This window comes from Chitinophaga sp. 22308 (assembly GCF_052045305.1).
GTDB classification, from domain to species: Bacteria; Bacteroidota; Bacteroidia; order Chitinophagales; family Chitinophagaceae; genus Chitinophaga; species Chitinophaga varians_A.
Window position 1 is genome coordinate 540,521 of the sequence record NZ_JBQEOP010000006.1, and the last position, 22,394, is coordinate 562,914.

Annotated in this window: 18 protein-coding genes; 5 read left to right on the forward strand and 13 right to left on the reverse strand. The window is 51.2% G+C overall.

Translation table 11 applies throughout. From position 1 onward, the window contains the following. Nucleotides 1-65 precede the first annotated feature (65 nt). Nucleotides 66-2,141, forward strand: coding sequence for an ATP-binding protein (locus ACTJJS_RS25910; protein ID WP_440666186.1), 2,076 nt, complete (start codon nt 66-68; stop codon nt 2,139-2,141). A gap of 38 nt (nt 2,142-2,179) precedes the next feature. Beyond that, complete coding sequence (locus ACTJJS_RS25915; protein WP_440666188.1) at nt 2,180-2,869, forward strand: uracil-DNA glycosylase family protein; 690 nt, start codon at nt 2,180-2,182, stop codon at nt 2,867-2,869. A gap of 164 nt (nt 2,870-3,033) precedes the next feature. Here ACTJJS_RS25915 and ACTJJS_RS25920 read toward each other — a convergent pair whose 3' ends face one another. The 7 genes from ACTJJS_RS25920 to ACTJJS_RS25950 form a co-directional block, all read right to left on the reverse strand. Further along, complete coding sequence (locus ACTJJS_RS25920; protein ID WP_440666189.1) at nt 3,034-3,342, reverse strand: hypothetical protein; 309 nt, start codon at nt 3,340-3,342, stop codon at nt 3,034-3,036. Nucleotides 3,343-3,535: 193 nt separating this feature from the next. Beyond that, a complete protein-coding gene (locus tag ACTJJS_RS25925; RefSeq protein WP_440666191.1) occupies nt 3,536-3,841 on the reverse strand; it encodes a hypothetical protein in 306 nt (101 codons plus the stop codon). A 28-nt stretch (nt 3,842-3,869) separates the two neighbouring features. Then, complete coding sequence (locus tag ACTJJS_RS25930; RefSeq protein ID WP_440666192.1) at nt 3,870-4,244, reverse strand: hypothetical protein; 375 nt, start codon at nt 4,242-4,244, stop codon at nt 3,870-3,872. A gap of 14 nt (nt 4,245-4,258) precedes the next feature. Continuing rightward, nucleotides 4,259-5,101 carry an SDR family oxidoreductase gene (locus tag ACTJJS_RS25935; RefSeq protein WP_440666194.1) on the reverse strand — a complete coding sequence of 281 codons (843 nt, stop codon included), beginning with the start codon at nt 5,099-5,101 and terminating at the stop codon, nt 4,259-4,261. A 10-nt stretch (nt 5,102-5,111) separates the two neighbouring features. Continuing rightward, nucleotides 5,112-6,047 (reverse strand): adenosylcobinamide-phosphate synthase CbiB, encoded by a 936-nt coding sequence (cbiB, locus tag ACTJJS_RS25940; RefSeq protein WP_440666196.1) that lies wholly within the window; start codon nt 6,045-6,047, stop codon nt 5,112-5,114. Next, nucleotides 6,032-7,054 carry a pyridoxal phosphate-dependent aminotransferase gene (locus tag ACTJJS_RS25945; RefSeq protein ID WP_440666198.1) on the reverse strand — a complete coding sequence of 341 codons (1,023 nt, stop codon included), beginning with the start codon at nt 7,052-7,054 and terminating at the stop codon, nt 6,032-6,034. The genes cbiB and ACTJJS_RS25945 overlap by 16 nt, the downstream gene beginning before the upstream one ends. Further along, nucleotides 7,051-8,523, reverse strand: a complete 1,473-nt coding sequence (locus ACTJJS_RS25950; RefSeq protein ID WP_440666200.1) for a cobyric acid synthase — start codon at nt 8,521-8,523, stop codon at nt 7,051-7,053. The genes ACTJJS_RS25945 and ACTJJS_RS25950 overlap by 4 nt, the downstream gene beginning before the upstream one ends. Before the next feature lie 62 nt (nt 8,524-8,585). Between ACTJJS_RS25950 and ACTJJS_RS25955 the strand changes: the two genes are divergently transcribed. Further along, complete coding sequence (locus ACTJJS_RS25955; RefSeq protein ID WP_440666201.1) at nt 8,586-9,887, forward strand: cobyrinate a,c-diamide synthase; 1,302 nt, start codon at nt 8,586-8,588, stop codon at nt 9,885-9,887. On the opposite strand, the gene ACTJJS_RS25960 is transcribed toward ACTJJS_RS25955, so the two are convergent. The 5 genes from ACTJJS_RS25960 to ACTJJS_RS25980 all read right to left on the reverse strand — a co-directional run bounded on the left by ACTJJS_RS25960 (nt 9,884) and on the right by ACTJJS_RS25980 (nt 19,937). Then, a complete protein-coding gene (locus tag ACTJJS_RS25960; RefSeq protein WP_440666203.1) occupies nt 9,884-11,071 on the reverse strand; it encodes a hypothetical protein in 1,188 nt (395 codons plus the stop codon). The genes ACTJJS_RS25955 and ACTJJS_RS25960 overlap by 4 nt on opposite strands. A 91-nt stretch (nt 11,072-11,162) precedes the next feature. Beyond that, on the reverse strand, nt 11,163-13,784 hold the full coding sequence (locus ACTJJS_RS25965; RefSeq protein WP_440666205.1) for a M1 family metallopeptidase: 2,622 nt from the start codon (nt 13,782-13,784) through the stop codon (nt 11,163-11,165). A 202-nt stretch (nt 13,785-13,986) separates the two neighbouring features. Further along, a complete protein-coding gene (locus tag ACTJJS_RS25970; RefSeq protein WP_440666207.1) occupies nt 13,987-15,429 on the reverse strand; it encodes a SusD/RagB family nutrient-binding outer membrane lipoprotein in 1,443 nt (480 codons plus the stop codon). 18 nt (nt 15,430-15,447) lie between these two features. Beyond that, complete coding sequence (locus ACTJJS_RS25975) at nt 15,448-18,897, reverse strand: SusC/RagA family TonB-linked outer membrane protein (RefSeq protein ID WP_440666208.1); 3,450 nt, start codon at nt 18,895-18,897, stop codon at nt 15,448-15,450. Between the two features lie 95 nt (nt 18,898-18,992). Then, nucleotides 18,993-19,937, reverse strand: coding sequence for a FecR family protein (locus ACTJJS_RS25980; RefSeq protein WP_440666209.1), 945 nt, complete (start codon nt 19,935-19,937; stop codon nt 18,993-18,995). Between the two features lie 166 nt (nt 19,938-20,103). On the opposite strand from ACTJJS_RS25980, the gene ACTJJS_RS25985 reads away from it, so the two are divergent. Continuing rightward, a complete protein-coding gene (locus ACTJJS_RS25985) occupies nt 20,104-20,607 on the forward strand; it encodes an RNA polymerase sigma factor (protein ID WP_168874519.1) in 504 nt (167 codons plus the stop codon). An 87-nt stretch (nt 20,608-20,694) separates the two neighbouring features. On the opposite strand, the gene ACTJJS_RS25990 is transcribed toward ACTJJS_RS25985, so the two are convergent. Beyond that, on the reverse strand, nt 20,695-21,261 hold the full coding sequence (locus ACTJJS_RS25990; protein ID WP_440666210.1) for an HdeD family acid-resistance protein: 567 nt from the start codon (nt 21,259-21,261) through the stop codon (nt 20,695-20,697). A gap of 171 nt (nt 21,262-21,432) precedes the next feature. Here ACTJJS_RS25990 and ACTJJS_RS25995 point away from each other — a divergent pair, with 171 nt between their 5' ends. Further along, entirely contained in the window at nt 21,433-22,353 is a 921-nt protein-coding gene (locus ACTJJS_RS25995; protein ID WP_168874517.1) for an acyl-CoA desaturase, read from the forward strand. The last annotated feature ends 41 nt before the right edge of the window (nt 22,354-22,394 follow it).

Genomic DNA, 22,394 nt, shown 5'->3' on the forward strand with positions numbered 1-22,394 from the left:
TCCAAGCAATAATGTACAACGCCTACGAAAGAAAAAGTTTTTTCCGGTTCGCAATAGTCATTCTGATGGTAGTCATCCTGGTTACCTTCTTTATGATCATCTTTTTGCGTAAGCGGGCAGCAGACCAGCTGAGTGCGGGCGTGCGGGACCTGGTGGCCACCAAAACAGATGCAGGGCATATTGACCAGGCCGTGCAATTGTTATACGCAGCAGACAACGATTTTCGTTTTTATACCCTCACCTACGACCCGGCTTATCTCCACTCCTATGTGGCTTCGCTGGAATCCGTGAGCGCCCATATTGACACTGCCATAGGCGCCGCCTCCAAACAGAAACAGGTACAGGAGCTGCTGGCCGACAAAGAGGCCAAGACCCAGCTATTCCTGCATACCCGCCTGTATGTGGACTCCCTGCTGCAACTATCGCAACAATGGGACACCACTGCAACGCCGCTGGTGATACAGGAGCTGCAAAAGATAAAGCTGCCCCAGCGGGAACAGATCGATACCATCATCACTTCCTCTTCTGCCACCGTCAAGCCTAAAAAGAAATTATTCGGCCGTATCAAGGACGCTATTTCCAACAAAGCCGCGGTGCAAACGAAACAGGAAGTAAAAGTCATCAAACGGGACTCCGGCGCTGATAGCCAGACCAGTGTTATCTCCACCGCAGACCTGAAGAAGATGCAGCAAAGCTATCAGCAGTTCATGCGGCAGGCGGCACAGAGCCACGCCAACCTTAACCGCAAGGAATATGCGCTGGTGATGGCCAACCAACGGTTGTTTAACGTCCTGCAGCAGGTACTGGCCAATCTGCGCAAAAACATGGTGGCGGAAACAGATAAAAAACGCTGGGTGCTCAGTCAGAACATCGGCAATTCCCTTTATACGATGGACAAACACACGTATTGGGAAATTCCCTTGTTGCTGTTACTGACCGGCATCATCATCTACGGTATTATCCGGCTTTATAAATATGACCTGGCCCTGTTACGTTCCAAACAACAGGCAGAGAAATACGCGCGGCAGAAAAGTGAGTTTGTCTCCACCATGAGCCACGAGATACGGACGCCTATCCACTCTTTGCTGGGCTATACCAGCCAGCTGGAACGGGAACAACCGGGAGAAACGACCTCCGCTATCCGTAATTCGGCGGAGATGCTGTTGTCTGTAGTCAACAACGTACTCGATTATACGCAGATGGAAGGCGGCAAGCCCTCTTTAAAACAAGAGAAATTCTCCCCCCGCACCGCCATCGAGGAAGTCTGCACCAGCCTGCAGGTACAGGCCAATATCAAATCGCTCCGCCTGCAGCCCTGCATTTATTTCCCTACCACGCAGCAAGTATATGGCGATGTGTTCCGGCTGAAACAAGTGCTGATCAACCTGGTCGCCAACGCCATCAAATACACCAGTAAGGGAGAAATCACCGTGACTGCCTGGCTGCGCGATGGCGAACTGTTGCAGGTGTCTGTTAAAGACACCGGCTCCGGCATCCCGGAAGATGTGCTGCCGAACCTGTTTGACGCTTTCACACAGGGGCCTAACGGCGTTTCCAAAGGTAGCGGCCTTGGGTTGTATATCGCTAAAAAAATTATCGACCTGCATGATGGGAAAATAGAAGTAAAAAGTACACCCGGAAAAGGCACTACGTTCAATTTCGAAATAAGGTATCCTGCTGCCGTTCAAACACCTGGTACCATCAAAATTACCATGCCCGTGAACAACTCTACCGAATCCCCCGACACCACCCCTGCCGCTCCTTCCCACATCCGGCTGCTGGTAGTGGAAGACAGTGTGCTGAATCAAAAATTGCTGGCCCTCCTGCTGGACAGGCTCGGCATCGCACACGTGATCACCGGCTCCGCCGAAGAGGCGCTGACCATCTACGTCCGTGAATCATTTGATATGATCCTGACAGACATTGATCTGCCTGGCATGGACGGCATCGCGCTCACACAGCAGATCCGGCAGTTGCCCGACAAGAAAAAAGCCGGCGTTACCATCATCGCCATTACCGGTAACATACTGGACGACGATGTGGCCAGCTATATGAACAGCGGTCTGAATGACTACATCATGAAGCCGTACCGGGAAGAAGACATCCTCGAGAAAATCAGCGCGCACGGCCTGCTGGTATAACTTTCAGGATATTCGCGGATTCTGTCCTATCTTGTCGTATGACATTCGCAGACCAGATCATCGACTTTAATAAAAATCTTGTGTTCAACGGTCACCTGCCCGCCGGTATCCGTATCATGAACCCGTTCCGTGAAAATCCGGAAATCAACGGTATCATGGAACAGTTCTATAAAAAGTTCTACAACGACCACTCGCAGCGCCGCATGATATTGGGCATTAACCCAGGACGCCTTGGTTCGGGCGCTACCGGCGTGCCTTTCACGGACACCAAACGCATGGCGGAAAAATGCGGCATCACCATTAAAGGGTTTAAATCGCATGAACCCTCGTCCGTGTTTGTATACGATGTGATTGATGCCTACGGCGGCGTAAAAAAGTTCTACCACAAATTCTATATCGGCTCTATATGCCCGCTCGGCTTTACGCAACAACAGGCCGGCGGAAAGGAGATCAACTACAATTACTACGACAGCCCAGCCCTCACCAAAGCAGTCACCCCCTTCATCATAGAAAGTCTGCGCAAACAGCTCACCTGGGACATAGATACCAGCGTGTGTTACGTGATGGGCACCGGTAAAAACGCAGCTTTCCTTGAAGCACTGAACAAAAAAGAACACTTCTTCCAACAGGTCGTCCCGCTGGAGCACCCCAGGTTTGTGATGCAATATAAAAGCAAAACAAAAGACGTGTATGTAGATAAGTATATCACAGCGCTAAGCGGTGACTGAAACGACTGATTCAGCTAATAACACAGATTGACTGCTGCTATTTTGCAAGGCAAAGATTCACCTTCGGCTGCTGATATACAGTCTCTAACGAATAGCCGTTTCAGATCGCTGATTCGCGCTGATTTTCGAAATCCGGCGAATCAGCAGCAATCATGGTTTTTCTCTTACAGTTTTTCGAGGCGGCAGTCCCATACCCGCTGATGGCGTTCCGGTTGCGGGCTGTCTTCCGGCAGCACGCCGGTAATTTTGTACAGGCTTCCTTCCTTTTGGATACGTTCGCCTAATTGCGGACAGGCGTCGTCTTTAAACTGGACGGTGGCCATAATACCGAAAGACGTATAACTGTTAATTTTCAGAATGCTGGCTGGCCGCACTGGTGTCAGTAAACGGCTTCTTTTGCGGGCATTGCTCTTATACTGAAGATAGAGCAACCATAGGGACAAGGCGACAACGCCTATGAATAGCAGGTTCACAGCTACTTGAGGTTTAGATGTTTAGGTAAATCAGAGACATGGCTGTCGTTGGCATCAGACAGCTATACAATTTACTCTTTTTACCTGACAAAAACACAAACAAGCGGGAAGAACGGCAAATAAAAAGGCCCGGCTGCCAAAACAGCGGGGCCCCGATTGATTCCATGTAAACAATGTGGGCAACTATCAGCCGTTAACCGCGCAGCAACGGTGCTAACGGTGGCGTACGAAAAGGTACCCATTCCGCAATTTTCCCGATGTCTTCCCGGATGTTGTTCAATACACAGTCCAATGCTTCAAAACGAAGGTCTACTACACTAAACCGCATCTCCACTTTGGCTTCCAGTGAATCCACTTTCTTCTCCAGGGAATTCATCCGGTGGTCCAGGGTATCCATGCGGTCCTCCAGCGATCCGATACGTGTTTCCAAAGCATTAAACCTGCGATCAACTTTTTCATCCAGAACATCCAATTTGGCTAAAACCAGCTGTAATTCCATGATCAAAAAATTATATTGTTTCGCTAAATTAATACTTCTTCCAACACCAACTATCAACTGACAGAAACTCGATCACTCTGATAAAACCTCTATCAAACACGGTACAGAAAAGCATTTCACCAGAATTCGAATAGCTGTAATAATACCACCAGGCAGTAACACCCGTTAACAAAGAAAGGAATCCTACCCAAACAAAACACTTAAAAACAAAAGGGTATTTTTGATAAAACAACGGACAAATCATCCCATAAAAAAAAGCGCTCCATATAAACATCGCGCCCAACCACCAATCATACAATAAAGGAATAGGGCCCTGAAAACGGTACGTCATCAACGCCACCATCATCAGCGGAAACAGGGCTATCAGGCCGGCGGAAAGTATCTTTCTGAACAACAGGCTCATAGGATTACAGGGTTTCATTTCCCTCCGGCAGCGGGAGTATCAAATATCGTTAACGGATCATCGTAGATAAATTCATAGCCGAGCCACTGTTTTAACTTCTCCGAGCTCACTATTTTAGCAGACTGCTGACCAGATGGCTGTTTCTCCGGCAGTTCCAGCCCAAAAGCCTTTGCAGCCACGCTGTAATACTGATACCGCGTTGGATGCCCACCGGCACAGGCATTAAAAATTTCACCTCCGATCTCTTTTTCAATCAGTTGACAGATAATGGCAACGCAGTCATCACGGTGTATGACGTTCATCGGCGCATCGTTGTTCCGGCGCTGCGATTGTAATACAGCCGCAGTAGGTACCCGGTCATAACCGATCAGTCCACCGAAACGAAGCACGGTGGTACTAAAGGCAGGGGATTGCAACAACAGTTGCTCCACTTCCCTTAAAGCAGCGCCATTGGGCGCTTCCGGAATTGCCATATCCGTTTCCGTTACGATGCCGTCAACATCGGCATATACGGAGGTAGAACTCACGAACAACACCTTTTTGATGCCTGTGGCTTCCAGCTTTTCGCGCAGCCCTTTGATTTCTTCGATATGCGCCTGTACACCTCTCTCCCGGTTGCGGGGCGGCACATTGATCACCAGCACGTCTGCATCCCAGAATGTTTCAGGCGCCTGCGGCCGACCATTGCATAACACTACGATGTGCCCGTCGATACCCGCTTCCTGTAGTTCTTTTACGCCTTCGGCGGATGTACGGGCGCCTTTTACGGCGTAGCCCTTTTGTTGCAACGCTATTGCCAACGGCTTTCCCAGCCAGCCGCAGCTTAAAATGCTTATTTTCTGAAAAGGTTGGTCCATACCGGAATACTCAAATAGTTAAATAACCCCATAAACAAATAGCCAGCACCATTACCAGTGTAACGGCATGGTTTACATACAACACCTTACGGAATTCCGTATGCTCAATATCACGGGCCTGCTCACCGATATACGGTTTCACCACCATGCGCCCGTGATATGTATTAGGACCACCGAAGCGGCAATGCAGGATACCCGCCAGCGCCGCTTCCGGATAACCGGCGTTGGGACTGGCATGCGCCCGGCCAAAACGCAGCACATACTGTGCCGCCCGGCCACTGCCTGTTACTATTACCATCAGCAAAGCAGTGAGCCGGGCAGGAATGAAATTGGCCACATCGTCCAGCCGTGCCGCCACCCTGCCGAAATACAGGTACTCATCATTTTTATAACCAATCATGGAATCGAGCGTGTTGATCATCTTATACAACATGATCCCCGGCACACCCAGCAACGCATAATAAAAAAGCGGCGCAATGACGCCGTCGCTGAGGTTTTCAGACATCGACTCCATTACGGCGGTCCGTATCTGATTGGGGGACAAGGCAGCCGTATCACGTCCCACGATCCAGGAAAGCCGTTTGCGTCCGGCTTCCAGCCCGTCCTGCTGCAAGGCATCAAACACTTCCCGGCCTTCCCGCAGCAGGCTTTTATTGGCCAGGGCAAAAAACACCATGACCGATGCAAACAATACCTGTGCCCATGGCCAGTGCCCGAGGCTATACTGTATATAATAGAAAAATAAAAAGACGAACACGCATAACCCTGTGGTCATCAGCGCTCCTTTCCACAGCCGTCCCCTCCCACAGTTAAGCCACCGGGTGAAAAAACTGATCAGATGACCGTAATACTTCACCGGATGTGGCCAGCTGCGAGGGTCTCCCAGCAGGAGGTCCAGCCCGTAACCTAACAGCAACGGCAACACGAATTTTACGAAAGGGTCCATTTGCGCAGGGCGGTTAGTAATAACGTATTATCCTCTTTATTGCGGCAGGCAATGCGGCAGTGCCCCTGCTCCAGTCCGTAGAAATTGGACGCATCACGGATAAGGATGCCATAGGTATTCACCAGCCAGCGCTTCAGTTCAGCCGCTGTGCCTGTCAGTGTTTCAAACAGGAAATAATGGGTATGGGTAGGATATACATTGAATTCCGGCATTTTCCGCACGCCCTCCCACAGCTGGTAAGTATCCGCCAGCAGGGAATCTACCGGCACTTCAAATTCCGCCGGATGGTCCATGATGTAATATCCCGCTTCCAGCGCAAGGCTGTTGACCGACCATGGCATGCGGTAGGCCCGTACCTTGTCCAGCAGCGGTTTCTGGCCAGCCAGATAACCCAGCCGCAGGCCGGGGATACAGCAGGACTTCGTCAGCGAGCGCACTACGAGCACGTTAGGCAGCCGGTGCAGGTGTGGCAACAGGCTGTCGGCATTACGGGTGAATTGTATATAGGCTTCATCAATGACAAAAACAGAACGGCTGTTGAACTGTATCAGTTGTAACAGCCCGTCTTCGTTCATCGCCTGGGCGGTGGGATTGTTGGGGTTACAGATAAACACCAGGTCAGTGATAAACCGGGTGTCCGGCGCCAGCTTCTCCCAGAAAAAATAACTCACCTCATGCCCATACAACTTACAGGCATCTGCATATTCCGCAAACGTGGGCACTACCACTGTGGTGGACGAGCCGCTGAAGGCCTGTGCCACCAGGTAGATAGCTTCCGTACCGCCGTTGGTGACCATCACCATGCCTGGCGCCATTTCCGTACGCTGTTCAATTTGCTGTTGCAGCCTGCCGGCAGCCGCATCAGGGTAATGGTCTACCCCGCGAATGTGGCCGGTGATGTGTTGTACCAGTTTTTCCTTCATGCCGCCATAATATACATTGGAACTGAAATCAGCCACAATGGGGCGGTCAAACAGGTAAGCGTCGTCTCCGTGTCCTAGTATCATAAGCGAATGGCTTTATAGACCGCGTCCATGTCCAGGTGTTGCCGGATATGAGCAGCCAGTTTATCATATTGAGCAGACCGGAAGGCCTTGTAGTCGAAGCTTTGCCCTGTGCCGACCTGATGGCCGCAGGCCGACAGCAGGTCGTTGAGCACCGTGGTATTGTCCAGTATGCCGTGGAGGTAAGTGCCCCAGCACTTATCATTCAGGAAGTACCCGTCAGGCTCCCCATTATCCAGGGTGGCCAGGGGGGATGGTTTTTCGCTTTCCGTGACGCCCATGTGTATTTCATATCCTTCACAGGCGGCTGTTTGCTGACGGTAGGTGAAACGGCGCTGCCGGGTCACCTTTTCACGGGCAAGGACCGTAGATACCGGCAGGATGCCCAGCCCCGGCATGCTGCCCGGCTCCCCTTCCACCCCGTACGGGTCAGCAATGGAAATGCCCATCATCTGATACCCTCCGCAAATCCCGATCACTACTTTATTCCGTTTGTACGCTTCCGTGATAGCCCTGGCGGTGCCGTTATTTTTTATCGCCACCAGATCGGCCAGGGTGTTCTTACTGCCGGGGACGATGACAATATCGGCCTCCGTGATCTCCGCCGGGTTATCGGTATAAAACAGGTTCACACGGTCATCTTTCTCCAGCACATTAAAATCAGTAAAATTTGACATATGGCGAAGCAGTACCACCGCGACATTGATCCGTCCCTGCATCTGCCGTTTGTGTTTGAGCGACAGCGCCACCGAGTCCTCTTCTTCTATATGAATATCGTGATAATACGGCAATACGCCCGTTACCGGAACACCGGTGATCGCTTCCAGTTGCCTTCGGCCATCTTCAAAGAGACGGATATCACCGCGGAATTTGTTGATGATAATACCTTTGAGCAGCGCTTTTTCTTCCGGTGGCAGCAGCGCGACAGTGCCATACACGCTGCCAAAAACACCGCCCCTGTCGATGTCCGCAATGAGGTACACCGCTGCTCCCGCATGCAGAGCGATACGCATATTGGTAATATCACGGTCACGCAGGTTCAGTTCAGATATACTGCCTGCCCCTTCCATCACTACCGGATTATATTGTGCCGACAGGCGGTCGAAGGAAGCCTTCACTTCTTCAAACAGCAGTCGTTTGTCGTCCTGCATAAAATATTCCCATGCCGTTTGGTTACCGGCCGGTTTGCCATGCAGTACCAGTTGAGATGTTTTATCGTTGGTAGGTTTCAGCAGCACCGGGTTCATATCAGTATGGCAGGGCACCCCGGCCGCTTCCGCCTGTACCGCCTGTGCCCGGCCTATCTCCAGGCCATCGGGCGTAGCGTAGCTGTTGAGCGACATATTCTGCGCCTTAAAAGGCGCCGGATAGTAGCCGTCCTGTTTAAATATACGGCAGAACCCCGCCGTAATCACGCTTTTACCCACATCAGAAGCGGTGCCGACGAACATTACCGGCCGGAGTTGTTTCATGGTATCCATAACATCAAGTGGCAACGAAGATATTAACTTTCACAAACTTATCTTTGTCCGGCATGAAACCACAGTTCCTTATCGCCGCGCCTCACAGCGGCGCCGGTAAAACGACCATCACACTCGCCTTGCTGCGGGCATTGCAACGTAGCGGCCGGCGGGTACAGCCTTTCAAGTGCGGGCCTGACTACCTTGATCCGAAACACCATACGCTGGCAGCAGGCCGGGAGAGCGTCAACCTCGACGTTTTTATAATGCCGGAGCCTCATTTGTTCGAAGTATACCAGCGCTATGCCCGGCAGGCCGATGTCAGCATCATCGAAGGCGTGATGGGACTTTTTGACGGCGCCCATAAAATGGAAGGCAGCAGCGCCGCTCTTGCCGCACTGCTGGACATTCCCGTGATACTGGTAGTAGACGCCCAGGCCATGGCCTACTCCGCCGCGGCGCTGTTGTACGGCTACAGGCATTTTTTTCCCGGCATTACACTGGCGGGCGTCATTTTTAACTTCGTGAATGCGCCCTCCCACTATCGTATACTCGAAGAAGCCGCCGCCGATGCCGGCGTGCCGGTATTAGGCTATCTGCCGGAAAGACCGGACATCAGGATTCCTTCACGTCATCTGGGACTGCATATTTCCGGGGAGACTGACTATAATGCCGTTATCGATACCGCAGCGGACCATCTCAGCGAACATATCGACCTGGAACTGCTGCTGCAACACACGCTACGGCCGGAGCCGGCAGCCGCAGTGATTACGCCCGCTTCCCCAGGCCGGTTACAAATCGCTATCGCCCGGGATGAGGCGTTTAATTTTACTTACAGGGAGAATATCGCTGCGTTGTCCCAATTGGGGGATATCCGTTACTTTAGTCCGCTCGCAGCAACTTCCCTGCCACCTGCGGACCTGCTTTACTTTCCTGGCGGTTATCCCGAGCTGTATCTGCCACAGCTGGCTGCCAATACTACGTTGTTACAACAGTTACGGCAATACGAAGGCCGGATACTGGCGGAATGCGGCGGTATGATGTACCTCGGCGAAAACATCATCGATGAAAACGGACAGCCATGGCCGATGGCCGGGCTGCTGAAGGTCAGTACCAGTATGCAACATACAGCCCTCACATTGGGCTACCGGGAAATACATATCGGCAATGAGGTTTTCAGGGGACACGAATTTCACTATTCACAATATGAGAAAGTGCCGGAGATCACGGGGCCGGCTATACGTATATTGAACGCCCGGCAGGAAACCGTTGCCGGTGTGGTGTTTCACACGCCACGGATACTGGCGGGTTATATGCATTTTTATTGGGGAGATAATATAGAGGGACTGCAGCGGGTATTGGGATGGCTTGGTTAATAGTCCTGTTTTTTCCATAACTGCGGCGTATACCAGGGCAGCCCAAAGGCGCCGTTATGCAATTCCATCGTTACAACGTCGTTGATATTGGCAGCTTCGTATTTCTTTTTTCCAACTGAAACAGACGTCGCAGATGTTACAGGCCCCCATGGCTTCATCACCAGGTAATAACTGGTAGATTTCCCCCTGCTGATCCTCTTATCGTATACGGTGGTCTCAAACAACTGAGGAGTACTGTGGTCAAAGAAGGTATTAAGATAAACGATCGAGCCGAAAGCGGCCGGTGTGAAGAAAATCAAAAAGCTGACCACTCCCCATATCTTGTTCCCGATAGAGACTTTCATGTGCCGCGAAGCAACTATTACCAGCAGGGTAAATAGCGTTACGATCACCAAAGTGGCCATCCACAATGTCTTCAGACGAAGGTTATATACAGGGACACACAACACAAACAGGCCTGCTGCGCTAAACAATATCGCCAATCCTATGTTAGGCAATGTCTGTACCTTTTTGGTTTCGGAAACAAGAAGCCGGCCTTTATGATATTCCAGCGCCACCGGTATGATGGCAAGCATGGCTACTATCAACAATGGCAGCCAGCGTAAAAAAACGGCAGAGGGCAACGGCCTGGGAAAAGAGAAACATGCCACCATCAACACAAAGGCCGCAGCATTGAATGCCCGGGCCGTATACCTGGCCATTCTCAGCTGATAATTGTAGTGGAGGTCAGCTTTATGCGATGCAACGATGTTTTCATCCGGCAGTTTACCGCTCAGATCAGGATACCGGTCCAGGACCCACCTGGCTATTTCATGGTAACCGGTGCGATAGCCCGACACACTCAGTTTTTTCTTTCCTTTTACAGCGGGGATAAGCACCAGTGTACCCTGATTCCACCGGTATCCCCATATATCCAGCCAAAGCAGCTCCCTGCTGTATAAAAAAGACTTATAACGTATGCCGTCATCACGCAACGTTACCACCGACAACATTTCATTGATACAATAAAAAGCCAGGGCGGCAGAAGGCAGCACTGTGACAAAAGCAACAAGCATTTCCACTGAAGACCTGATCCCCTCCACTATAATGCCATAGATGGCCAACAAAGGCACCAGGGCAAAAGGAGTTACCAGGCAAAAAACAAAGATGCGGAAACCGCGGCTATAGGTATACTGTTGCTGCATAAAGGGTTAATACAATAAAAATCCGGTAACAAACATAAGGAAAAACGGGCATCCCTATATCTGTTACCGGATATGATTTGTTAACGAACGTTTACCTGGTAAATACGTCGTCGCTGAGATTACTGTTGATGGCCGCCTTCACGACCTTTACGTTGGTATCAAAACCGCCGGCGGTGGTGCGGAACCGGGAAGGTATCTGTACGCCGTTTACATTGCGGTATTCCAGGTAGTCTGTTACGGCATTGCTGGCCGGTGAGCCTTCCTGTCCGCTGAGCAGCAGGGTGCGTACTTTCAGGCCTGTTTTGGCGCTGTAATAGTTCTTTTGCAGGCTGCCGTTGGCGGTGGCGATGGTCAGTACATATACGTCTTCATCATTGACCGTTTCTGTTTGAGGCGCCAGTTCCACTTTCACATTATCCGGTGTTTCCAGCCAGGAAAGTTCGGGGAACAGTTGGTTTTTTTCTTTCAGCATTATTTTTTCAGAAGGCCCCAGCGGTATTTCACGGCCCATCTGCCACATTCTCGCAGAGTCTCCGTTGACAGCCACTTTATACGCCACACCGTTGATAGCCGGAATAGTGACCGCCTGCCAGATTTTGCCGGGCACCTTGTACAGTGATTTCAATTCCACTTCCGTGCCTTGTGTTTCTCCCTGTGCTTCTATGGAAAGATCTTTCACGCCTTTCAGTTTTTCGCTGCCGCCGATGGCGTTGATATAGCCTTTCAGCACCGTAGCCGCGGTAGTTCCCGCCGGTACTGGTTTTCCGGTTTCGGCTTTCCAGCTGTTGTTGGACGGGTTAATATCCGGCATATCGCCCTTCGGGTCAATGATAACGCTGACGAGTTTTTCTTTGGACGGATGATGATAAGCCCAGGTAGCGCCACGCTGCCAGATTTCCACCGGCAGGCGCACGGTATCAACGCGGCCGCTCTCCGTGCGGACGGTCATCACTACCGGCATAGGCAGCTGTTCCAGGTTTTGCAGGGTAATAATAGCGCCTTTGGCCGGGTCGCTGCCAACGTAGGTTACGCTCTTCACCGCCTGGTCCAGTTTCCAGGTATTGAAGAACCAGCCCCGCCAGAACCACGCCAGGTCTTCGCCTGCGGCATTCTCTATAGAACGGAAGAAGTCCCACGGTGTTGGGTGTTTAAATGCCCATCGTTTGATGTATTCCCGGAAGGCATAGTCAAATCTTTCATGTCCCAGGATCTGGTCACGCAGCAGTTTCAGGCCCATGGCAGGTTTAAAATAGGCTGCCACGCCGTTGTAGCGGAGACCGATCACATCGGGCGTGTTCATGATCGCTTCCGCATTGGAGCCGAACATGGAAGCCGCCGCGCGTTGTCCGGACTGTTCCGTATTGAATTCCCCCTTGTTAAAAGATGCCGCCGCGATGCCATTGATGAAAGTGTTGAAGCCTTCATCCATCCAGGCATATTTACGTTCATTGGAACCGACGATCATCGGGAACCAGTTATGGCCGAACTCATGGCTGGTAACGCCCCACAGGCCGCCTTTGGTGGACTTGGCAGAACAGAACACAATGCCGGGGTATTCCATCCCGCCTACTATCCCGGCCACGTTCGTCGCCACAGGATAAGTATAGGGATACCATTGGCTGGAGTAATGTTCAATACAGCCCTTTACAAACTCTGTAGAACGGCGCCAGGCATTGGGGGCAGCTGATTCGGCCGGATATACCGACTGTGCCAGCGCTGTTTTGCCACCGGGCAGGTTCATACGGGCAGCATCCCAGATGAAAGCGCCGGAGGCGGCCCATGCCACATCGCGGGATTCTTTACAGACGAAATGCCAGGTACGGTTACCTTTTACGGCAGCATTATGAAATTCGGTGGTATCGCGGATCATCACGGTAGCTTCGCTGTTGCGCGCTTTGGCAATGCGGGCCGCTTCCGTGCTGTTCAGTACCTGTGCCTCATTGACGAGCGCGCCGGAGCCTACCACCACCATGTTGGCCGGGGCGGTAATAGTATAATCGAAGTTGCCGTACTCCAGGTAAAACTCAGATGCTCCCAGGTAAGGAATATTGTTCCAGCCCAGCACATCGTCGTACACGGCCATGCGGGGGTACCACTGGGCAATTTCGTATATCCATCCGTGACGGGTGTTTAGGCGGCCGGTACGGTCAGTACCATATTCCGGTATGGTATAGCTATAATCTATTTTCAATTGCAGGCTGCCTCCCGGCTTCAGGGCGTCTGAGAGCCGTACCTGCATTCTTGTATCGTCTACCAGGTATTTGGCAGCGCTGCTTTTGCCATTGCTCACCACATCTACCGACTTCAGTTCAAACCCTTTGGTAAAGGTACGGTTGGCAAACCGGTCGCCAGTGGCCGCTACCGTGGCGGTGCCGCGGGAATCCTCGCGGTACACGTTCTGGTCCATCTGCAGCCACAAGAAAGGCAGATGGTCTGGGCTGTTGTTTTTATAAGTGATCAATACGCTGCCGGATATGCGGTGTTGGAGGGTATCCAGGGCGACGGTGATCTTATAGTCGGCGGCATTTTGCCAGTATTTAGGCCCGGGCTGTCCTCCCGCGCTCCTGTATTCGTTTCCGTTAGACGGATAAAACAAAGGGGAAAATGCCTCATGATGGTCATACCGGGAAACCGGCGTGTTCTGTGCCAGACAAGGCTGTGCAATTCCACACAGCAACAGGGAGGCCAGAGAATAAATCTTGCGTAGTGTCATCTCGTTAGCGATAAGTTAGATTTTGTGGTGTCTAAATATACTGCGATTTGTCGACTTTGACCTTTACGGATTTTGACCAGTATCATTTAATTATTTAATGATTGGCTTATTGGGTTATTGAAAAAGCGAAGACCTGGGCGGGTTATATCCGCTCAGGTCTTCGCCTCTAAATAATCTAATTATAAAATGCTCAATTCGATCGTTATTTCTGCCACCATACCCTGGTAGCAATATCATCTCCGCCCATGGCCTGCACTACGTTCTGGTAGTTGGCCGCGTTGATGGTCTGTACGATGATCGGGAATTTCATACGGGCTGGCATGTCCACACCGGCCATAATCCCTTCTCCGCGCGGCAGCACCGGGAAACCGGTACGACGGTATTCAAACCACTGCTGCATATCGTTAAAGAACAGGGCAAAATATTTCTGGGTAAGCACCTGCTCAGGGGTATTATTGAACGCGATACCCGGACGTGCCAGGAAATCGGCAGGCACCTGCGCACCCCAGTAGGTAACGGATGCCTTCACGCCGTTTTCGTATGCCGTTTGTGCGTTACCGGTAGCATAACCGCGCATAATGGCTTCCGCCCGGATGAACTCCACTTCCGCGTAAGTCATGATAGTGCCGATGAGATTGGATTTTTTCAGGTCTGTGTTGAGCGTGGAAGCATTGATACCGGAGATATCATCAAACTGCTCCGGTTTATATCCGCTGGGGATGCCTCTGTATACGCCATCGCTGGCTTTTTTGCCCCATAGCGGCAATCGCGGGTCGTTCCAGGAAGTCAGCTTGTTCACGAAGAAAGCGGACAGCGCCCGGTCGCCGTTGAAATCATAATCACGATAGCTGAAGAACGGGTTCTGGAAAGGTTTGATATTGGTGTACTTCAAGACGGCCGACTCGTCATTGTTAACCATGACAGGGTACTTGTCAGGCGCATTCAGCATATTGGCCAGCTCCTGGCGGGCGTCGGGCGATTTGTGCGCGATACGCATCAGCAAACGCAGGCGGAGGGAGTTACACAGCTTTTTCCATTTGATGATGTTAGCAGGAACGGCCGCACTGTTGAACAACAGGTCATCCCCCTGCTCTATGCCTTTGCTGGTGGCAAACAGGCGGTTGGCCGTGTCCAGCTTGGCGATCAGGTCGCGGTAGATATCCTGCTGCGGGTCAAACCTGTTTTGCAGCTGGTTGTCCGGATATCCGCGCAGGGCATCCTGGTAAGGGATGTCTCCATAGATATCGGTCAGGTTCTGGAAAAGCCAGGCCCACAGTGTCAGCGCTACCGCTTCGCTGTTGACTTCCCCGGCCAGTTTGGCGGAGGCGCGCATATCTTTCACGTTGTTCAGCGTGAGATAGTAGTTTTCCCAGGGATAGTCTGACTCTGTGTTTTTGATGATGTACCGGTGCAGGTCAGTCGTGGAAATTTCGGTCACGGTCACCTGCATCAGCTCATTGTTGATACGGTGGGATTCTCTCAGGCCGGTGTTCATGCCATCGTACAGGATGGCATTGAGGAAGTTGCCTGCCGGCACGACTTTCAGTGTTTCCGGGTTATGCTGCATGTCCCCAAAGTCCTTGGTACAGGCTACGCTTGTACACAGTCCTATCGCGACACCCATATAAATAAAATACTTTTTCATATATGCCTGTATGTTGTATTAGAAATTGAGTTTTACGTTAACGCCCAGGGTACGGGTAGAAGGGAATTGACCTGTTTCAAAACCCGGTACGATGGAAGAGCTGTTCAGTGTGGCGGTTTCCGGATCAAAGGCCGGGAAGTTGGACCATACGAAGAGGTCGCGGCCATAAAGGCTCACCGCGGCACCTCTGATGAAAGAACGGCCAAAAACACTGGCAGGAACGTTATAGCTCAGCACCACTTCACGCAGTTTGATATAGGAAGCGTCGAACGTGTTGGACTCTACGTTATTTCGATCATAGATGGCGTTGTAATATTGGTCCATATTGGTGACCAGCACATTGTTAGGCACATATTTACCGTTAGCGTCCAACATCACACCGTCACCTATCAGGCCATTGTCGCGGCCCGGCAGGGTGGATTTGATCTTGCCCTGTTCGGCCAGGATAGCGTGTGTGAGGGAGTAGATCTTACCGCCCTGACGCATATCGAACAGTACGGAGAGGGACAGGTTTTTATAGGTGAACTGGTTGTTCAGGCCACCTCTCCAGTCCGGATTGGCATTGCCGCGGAAGGTAGCTTCGGAAGACAGCTGCGCAAGACCGTTCTTGTACACGATCTGTCCATCAGGGCTGCGCTGGAAGCCAATACCGTACAGCTCTCCGAGGGGATGGCCTTCTCTTGCTTCGAGGGTGCCTCTCGGGCCTTCGGCGATGATCAGGGAAGTACCTACTTCCGGGTTCAGCCTGATCACCTCATTGCGGTTGCGTGACCAGTTAATGGTAGACTTCCACTGGAAGTTTTTCAGTTTCACCGGTGTTACGTTCAGCATCACCTCTACGCCCCTGTTCTCCACGATGCCTACGTTGGCCAGCTGGTATTCATAACCGGTGGAACGATCGATCGGGATAGCGGAGATCTGGTTGATAGCGCGCTGACGGTACCAGGTAACGTCGAAGCCTACACGGTTGCTGAACAATTTCCATTCTGTACCTATTTCCAACGCGTTGTTACGCTGCGGTTGCAGGTTCGGGTTAGGGATGGTGGTGGGATTGCTCATGCTGCCGGTGATAGAGCCGGACTCATAGTCTTTCTCCAGGGAGTAGGTGCCGAAAGGCGCATCAAACCCAACGCTGGCATAAGAAGTACGCAGTTTGGCATAAGACACGAAAGACGGCAGGTGTACCATTTCGCTCAGCACGGCGCTGGCAGCGATGGAAGGATAATAGAACACGTTGTTCTGCAGCGGCAGGGTGCTGGACTGGTCTCTGCGAAGCGTCACATCGAGGAACAGTTTATTTTTCCAGGAAGTGTTCACAAAAGCGTACAGGCTGTTTACCTGCGCCACAGGGCGGGAAGAGCTGGAAAGCACCGGGTCTTTACTGTTGGCGAGGTTGTACACGCCTACGGCAGCCAGTTTATCAGCGCGTTGGTTAGTATAATAGCGGCGCTGGTTGCGTACGTTGCCGCCCAGGCTGGCAATGATATTGAAATCGGCGCCGATATTTTTATTGTAACGCAGCAGGAAGTCGTTATTGTTTTCGTAGTTCATTACGGTCTGCTGACGGTACATACCATCCTGGAACTTCTGGGTGTTTTTGGGGCGGCGCTGGTTGCGGAATTCATAGCCCATATCGAGGCCGCTGCGCAGCATCAGTTCCAGGTTGTCAAGAATTTTGTACTTCGCCATCACGTTCCCGGTAACGTTGTGCCGGTTGGAGGCGTTGATCATTTCATTTACGATCAGGTACGGGTTGTCAATCAATGAACTGAAAGGATGGTTCTGTTCAATGCCTTCTCTGCCTGGCTTCCAGTAAGGCTTATACCAGTTCAGGTCCACGTTGGGGTTCTGGAAATTGATAAAATAAGCGATAGACTGGTTATTATAGCCGGAGTTGGGCAGGTTGTCAGCGATTTTGTTCGTATAGTCGATCCTGGTAGACAGGGAGATTTTTTTGCTTACCTGTGTATTACCGGAGAACGAGATGGAGTAACGTTTGTAGCCGGTGTTAGGCATGATCCATTCGTTCTTCATGTGCGTGAAGCTGAGGCGCATGTCGCCTTTGTCATTGCTGCCTGCCACGGAAACGGTGTTGGTATTGGTAAGACCGGTGCGGAAGAAATCCTTGCGGTTGTTTTTGTAGGGCACCCAGGGCGTGCGTTCTGTTCTTACGCCGTTGGCGTCCATGGGTGAGTTGAACTGGAAGTACGACTGTCCGTCGAACTTAGGCCCCCATGAAGAGCTGGTGGAGGAAGTATTGGAGCCGTCGGCTGTTTTGCCGTAGGAGTAATATTTGGCGTTGTTGGTACCCTGACCGTATTCATATTGGTAATCGGGCCAGTTGTTGATCTGGTCGAAAGCGAGGTTGCTGCTAACGGTCACGCCCATACCTTTTGTATTGCGGCTGCCGTTTTTGGTGGTCACGATGATGGCGCCGCCGGCACCGCGGGCGCCGTACAATGCCGCAGCACTGGGGCCTTTCAGTACGTTGATAGACTCGATATCGTCCGGGTTGAGGTCTGTGAGCGCAGAGCCGAAGTCGATGGGACTGTCGTTGCCGAGGTATCCCTGGTGGCCGGTGCCGTTGAAGGATTTATTCACGATTACGCCGTCTACCACGAGGATCGCTTCACCGCCTTGTCCGTCGAGGATGCTTTCCCCACGGAGCACGACGCGGCTGCTGCCCATAGGTCCGCCGGCTTTGGTGAGGTTGAGGCCTGCCACTTTACCGCTGAGGGCATTGACAAAACCATTGGTAGGCGCGGCGCTGACGGCGCTACCATCCAATTTCTGTGTAGCGAAGCCTAGGCTTTTCTGCTCACGGGAAATACCCAACGCAGTGACTACAACACTGTTCAGTTCGCGGCTGTTGGGTTTCAGGGATATTTTAACAACATCTTCCTTGCCGGTCACCGTATATTTTTCCGGGGTAAAGCCCATGTATGAAAAGATGAGGGTGTTGCCGGTAGTGGTTTTCACGGAGAATACACCGGAAACGTCTGTGGTGCCCAGCATTTTGCCGTGCTGGTCTATGATGCTTACGCCCGGTAGCGGGGTGTTGGCATCATCGGTCACCTTGCCCTGTACCACCTGGATGTCCGTAGTGGCGCCGGCCGGAGCAGGATTGTACTTCACAGATACCTGGTTGCCTTCCAGTAGGAACTGCAGGCCGTAATTTTTTTGCAGGTATTCCAGGGCCGCTTTAACGCTGGACTGATGAAAGGTGATGTGCGCCACCTTTACTTTTTCCAGTGCCTGTTGCTGATAGGAGAAATGGTAACCGGGCGCCTGTTTTTGCAGGCTGGCCACTACCATTGCCAGGTTGGAACCGTGCAGGTCCACCTGGATGGCCTGGGCCTGTACCTGGGCACTCATTACAGCTACCAGTGCTAATGACCAGCAACCAATCTTTGCGCGGTATTGCCATCCGGAAACAGGTTGGAGCCACCGTTGCAGATTCTTTTTCATACTGTTGTTTTGAAGTTTTGTTTGCTTTACAGGAATAAATAGTCCCCCTGCACCGCTTTGGGCGATGCCTTACAGATCAATGCAGGTGAATATGTTTATTGAATAATGATGCTGTCGTTCCGCTGCTGAAAATCAAGCTCCCAGATGAAAGCCAGGTGCTGTAACACTTTCGGCAGATCGTTGGCCGGGAACACGGCGGTTACGGTTTGTTGTTGTGGTTTGCCGGCATAAATAAAATGCAGTCCATATGTATTTTCCAGTTGAAGCAATACTTCCTTAAATGGCGTATTGACAAAATTCAGCTGCCCTTTGCGCCAGCTGTCGGCGTGTGCAGGCGGAAGCTGTGTAACAGTTGTATGATGTGTATGTTTATCGAAGATGAGTAATTGCCCGGGGGACAGGATTTTTTCGCCGGAGAGGCTGTCGCAGGTAACGCCGATTTTGCCGCTTTGCAGGGCGATGCGTGTTTCTCCCGCGCCCGGCAGCGCGTTAACATTAAAGGCGGTGCCATATACGCGGGCGGTGGTGTTGCCGGCTTGTAGCACAAATGGTCTGTTGGCATCAGGATGGATTTCAAAGAAGGCCTCCCCTGCCAGTTCCACCTGTCTGTCTTTTTTATTATAGGCAGATGAATAACGGACCACCGCATGTTTGTTGAGCGTAACGGTAGACGCGTCCGGCAACTGGATGGTACGAACGATATTGCTGTCGTTACGTATTTCCGTCCAGGCCAGCTGTTGTGGAGCAGACAAAGAGAATGCCCACCAGGCGGCGGCGGCAACGGCGGCCACGCATGCAGCGGCGGCGGCTGTGGTGAGCCGGCGCCATTTCCCCTTAGTCGCCGGCGCCATGGCAATCACCTGCGAAGCGAGATGGCGGCGTTCCTCTCCGGTGGAAGTTTGCGCGATGGCGTCCCAGTGCTGCTCCATGAATTGATCTATCCATTCGGCGCCCTGCTGGTCCAGCCACTGTTGCACCTGTCTGGCTTCTTCTGCCGGACAGTGTCCCTGAAAATATTTTATGATGCGTTCCTGGTCCATTTTTCGTTTAGTGCTTCCCGGTAGCCTGTCAGTCCCTCTCCGGAAGCCGTGTTTGAATAATACACGTACACAATGAAAAATGCCTGTACAAAAAAAGCGGGCTTAACAATTTGTTAATCTACGGGCAGTTAACACCACCGTAATTTTGCGGCGTACAAAAATCAACATGTCATTGGCACATCAACAGGAAGAAAGGCTGCAGCGGATAATAGACCAGACCTATGACAAACTTTTTGGGGTACTGTTCGCACTTTGCAAAGACCATGACCTCTGCGCCGACCTGGTGCAACAGGCTTATATCAGGGTATGGGAGAACCTTGACAGTATCCGGGACGATGAAAAAATAATCGCTTTATTAAAAGTCTATGGCAGAAACCTGTTCCTGGACGAACTGCGCAAAAAAGCGCGACAGGAAGAGGCGCTATCCCAATACACGCCGGAAACCACGGCTCCTTCCCCAGAAGAGAAATTAATGGAACAGGAGCTGCAACGCAGGCTGCAAACCACTATCAACCGTTTGCCGGCACAACAGCAGCAGATTTTCAGATTGCATAAAGAGCATGCCTATAGCTACAAACAGATTTCTACCCGGCTCAATATCACTACCGGTACTATAGAAACACAGATGAACAGGGCGTTGAAATTTCTGAGGAAAGAACTGGGACGATAGGTATTTCATCAAACAATAAAATAATATAAGACAAAAGGAGCAAGATCAAAGTGATGCCTGCTCCTTTTGTCTTATATCGACATATAGTTATTGAAATAATCTCTTCATATGCTTTAGCCGGAAAGCGAAAATGATGCTCAATACACCGGTCACCCAGAAGGCCGCCGCCATCACGCCCAGGATTGTGGCCACTCCCAGGGCGGGGTTGTCAAGTATTACGATGGCGATCATGATCAGCAGGATACCGCCCACCAGTACCCAGCCCCAATTGGGAATTTTGTCTGTGCTGAGCGCTATAGCAAACACAATCAGGCTGATGCCTTTGAACATGAACCAGAACCCCAGAAAAATGGGGATGACCGCCATGCTGATAGCGGGGTACAACATCAGGATGAAACCCACCACCAGGTCTATAATGCCCGATGCCAGCGACCATCCCCAGCCGTGCATGGAGCGCCGGTTGCCGGTAGCGAATATGATTTCAAAAATGCCGGTCACGAATAAGGTTACACTGAAAAAGATGCTGAGCAGCATATAACTGCTGAATGGATTACTGAAAACAATGAAGCCCGCAATGATGAAGATGATGCCATTGAGCAGATAAAGCCACCAATACTTTACATTGTTGCGGACAGCTGACAGGACCTGTGACATATATGAATTTTATTTTATTGTTATAAAATAATGACAATCTATATCTTCCTAACACCTATTCGCTTAAAAAGTTCGGGACGAATACTCTCGGTTTGGCCGGCGAAATGCCCTAACTTTGTCAAAATGATTTAAATCATAAATTTAATAGACCACGGAAACTATATTTGCAGAATGAATAAGGCGATCAAGCAAGACAGAAAATCACCTAACTGGTGGCATCAAGTGGACTTTCTGGGAATTCATGCAGTTCCCCTGCTGGCATTTTTTACTGGCACCACTGCATTTGACTGGATACTGTGCGGCGTATTGTACGTAGTGCGCATGTTTTTTGTAACTGCCGGTTATCACCGGTATTTTTCGCATCGCGCATTTAAAACGTCGCGATTCTTTCAATTTATCCTTGCAGGCGGCGCACAAAGCAGCTTACAGAAAGGCGCGCTCTGGTGGTCTGCCAATCACCGTATTCACCATAAACACAGTGACACGCCGGAAGATCCTCACTCTGCCAATATCTATGGTATCTGGTACGCCCATATCGGCTGGATCATGGGCCCTGAATACAAACCTACTCGTTTTGACCTGATCAAAGACCATAAGGCGAAAGAACTTTTCTGGCTCAACAAATGGCACATGGTGCCGGCTGTGATACTGGCCATCGCCGTATATTTTGTGGGCAATAAAGTAAACGGCACCGGATGGTTCGACTGGACAGCGGGATTGTCTACCTTGTTGATAGGCTTCTTCCTCAGCACCGTTATTCTGTACCACGGTACCTTTACCATCAACTCCCTGATGCATAAAATCGGCAACCAACGCTATTATACCGGCGACCAGTCCCGCAACAGCCTTGTGCTGGCACTGATTACCCTGGGCGAAGGATGGCACAACAACCACCACTACTACCAGAGCGCTGCCCGTCAGGGTTTCTACTGGTGGGAAATAGACATCAGCTATTATGTGATCAAAACACTGGGCTGGCTTGGCATTGTATGGGATATCCGTCCTGTGCCTTCCAAAGTACAGAACAGCAACAAGCTGAAAGATATCCAGGCAGGACGTGTAGCCGTGCCCGAAGCACAATTACAGGATTAATTACGAATTACGAATTACGAATTACGAATTACGAATTTTTT

What these genes read in the sequence shown, in the direction of transcription:
- ACTJJS_RS25970 (WP_440666207.1), bottom strand. Translation starts at nt 15,429, where the DNA reads ATGAAAAAGTATTTTATTTATATGGGTGTCGCGATAGGACTGTGTACA.
- ACTJJS_RS25925 (WP_440666191.1), bottom strand. Translation starts at nt 3,841, where the DNA reads ATGGAATTACAGCTGGTTTTAGCCAAATTGGATGTTCTGGATGAAAAA.
- ACTJJS_RS25935 (WP_440666194.1), bottom strand. Translation starts at nt 5,101, where the DNA reads ATGGACCAACCTTTTCAGAAAATAAGCATTTTAAGCTGCGGCTGGCTG.
- ACTJJS_RS25930 (WP_440666192.1), bottom strand. Translation starts at nt 4,244, where the DNA reads ATGAGCCTGTTGTTCAGAAAGATACTTTCCGCCGGCCTGATAGCCCTG.
- ACTJJS_RS25995 (WP_168874517.1), top strand. Translation starts at nt 21,433, where the DNA reads ATGAATAAGGCGATCAAGCAAGACAGAAAATCACCTAACTGGTGGCAT.
- ACTJJS_RS25945 (WP_440666198.1), bottom strand. Translation starts at nt 7,054, where the DNA reads ATGATACTAGGACACGGAGACGACGCTTACCTGTTTGACCGCCCCATT.
- ACTJJS_RS25975 (WP_440666208.1), bottom strand. Translation starts at nt 18,897, where the DNA reads ATGAAAAAGAATCTGCAACGGTGGCTCCAACCTGTTTCCGGATGGCAA.
- ACTJJS_RS25985 (WP_168874519.1), top strand. Translation starts at nt 20,104, where the DNA reads ATGTCATTGGCACATCAACAGGAAGAAAGGCTGCAGCGGATAATAGAC.
- ACTJJS_RS25980 (WP_440666209.1), bottom strand. Translation starts at nt 19,937, where the DNA reads ATGGACCAGGAACGCATCATAAAATATTTTCAGGGACACTGTCCGGCA.
- ACTJJS_RS25950 (WP_440666200.1), bottom strand. Translation starts at nt 8,523, where the DNA reads ATGAAACAACTCCGGCCGGTAATGTTCGTCGGCACCGCTTCTGATGTG.
- ACTJJS_RS25915 (WP_440666188.1), top strand. Translation starts at nt 2,180, where the DNA reads ATGACATTCGCAGACCAGATCATCGACTTTAATAAAAATCTTGTGTTC.
- ACTJJS_RS25960 (WP_440666203.1), bottom strand. Translation starts at nt 11,071, where the DNA reads ATGCAGCAACAGTATACCTATAGCCGCGGTTTCCGCATCTTTGTTTTT.
- ACTJJS_RS25965 (WP_440666205.1), bottom strand. Translation starts at nt 13,784, where the DNA reads ATGACACTACGCAAGATTTATTCTCTGGCCTCCCTGTTGCTGTGTGGA.
- ACTJJS_RS25910 (WP_440666186.1), top strand. Translation starts at nt 66, where the DNA reads ATGGTAGTCATCCTGGTTACCTTCTTTATGATCATCTTTTTGCGTAAG.
- ACTJJS_RS25955 (WP_440666201.1), top strand. Translation starts at nt 8,586, where the DNA reads ATGAAACCACAGTTCCTTATCGCCGCGCCTCACAGCGGCGCCGGTAAA.
- cbiB (WP_440666196.1), bottom strand. Translation starts at nt 6,047, where the DNA reads ATGGACCCTTTCGTAAAATTCGTGTTGCCGTTGCTGTTAGGTTACGGG.
- ACTJJS_RS25990 (WP_440666210.1), bottom strand. Translation starts at nt 21,261, where the DNA reads ATGTCACAGGTCCTGTCAGCTGTCCGCAACAATGTAAAGTATTGGTGG.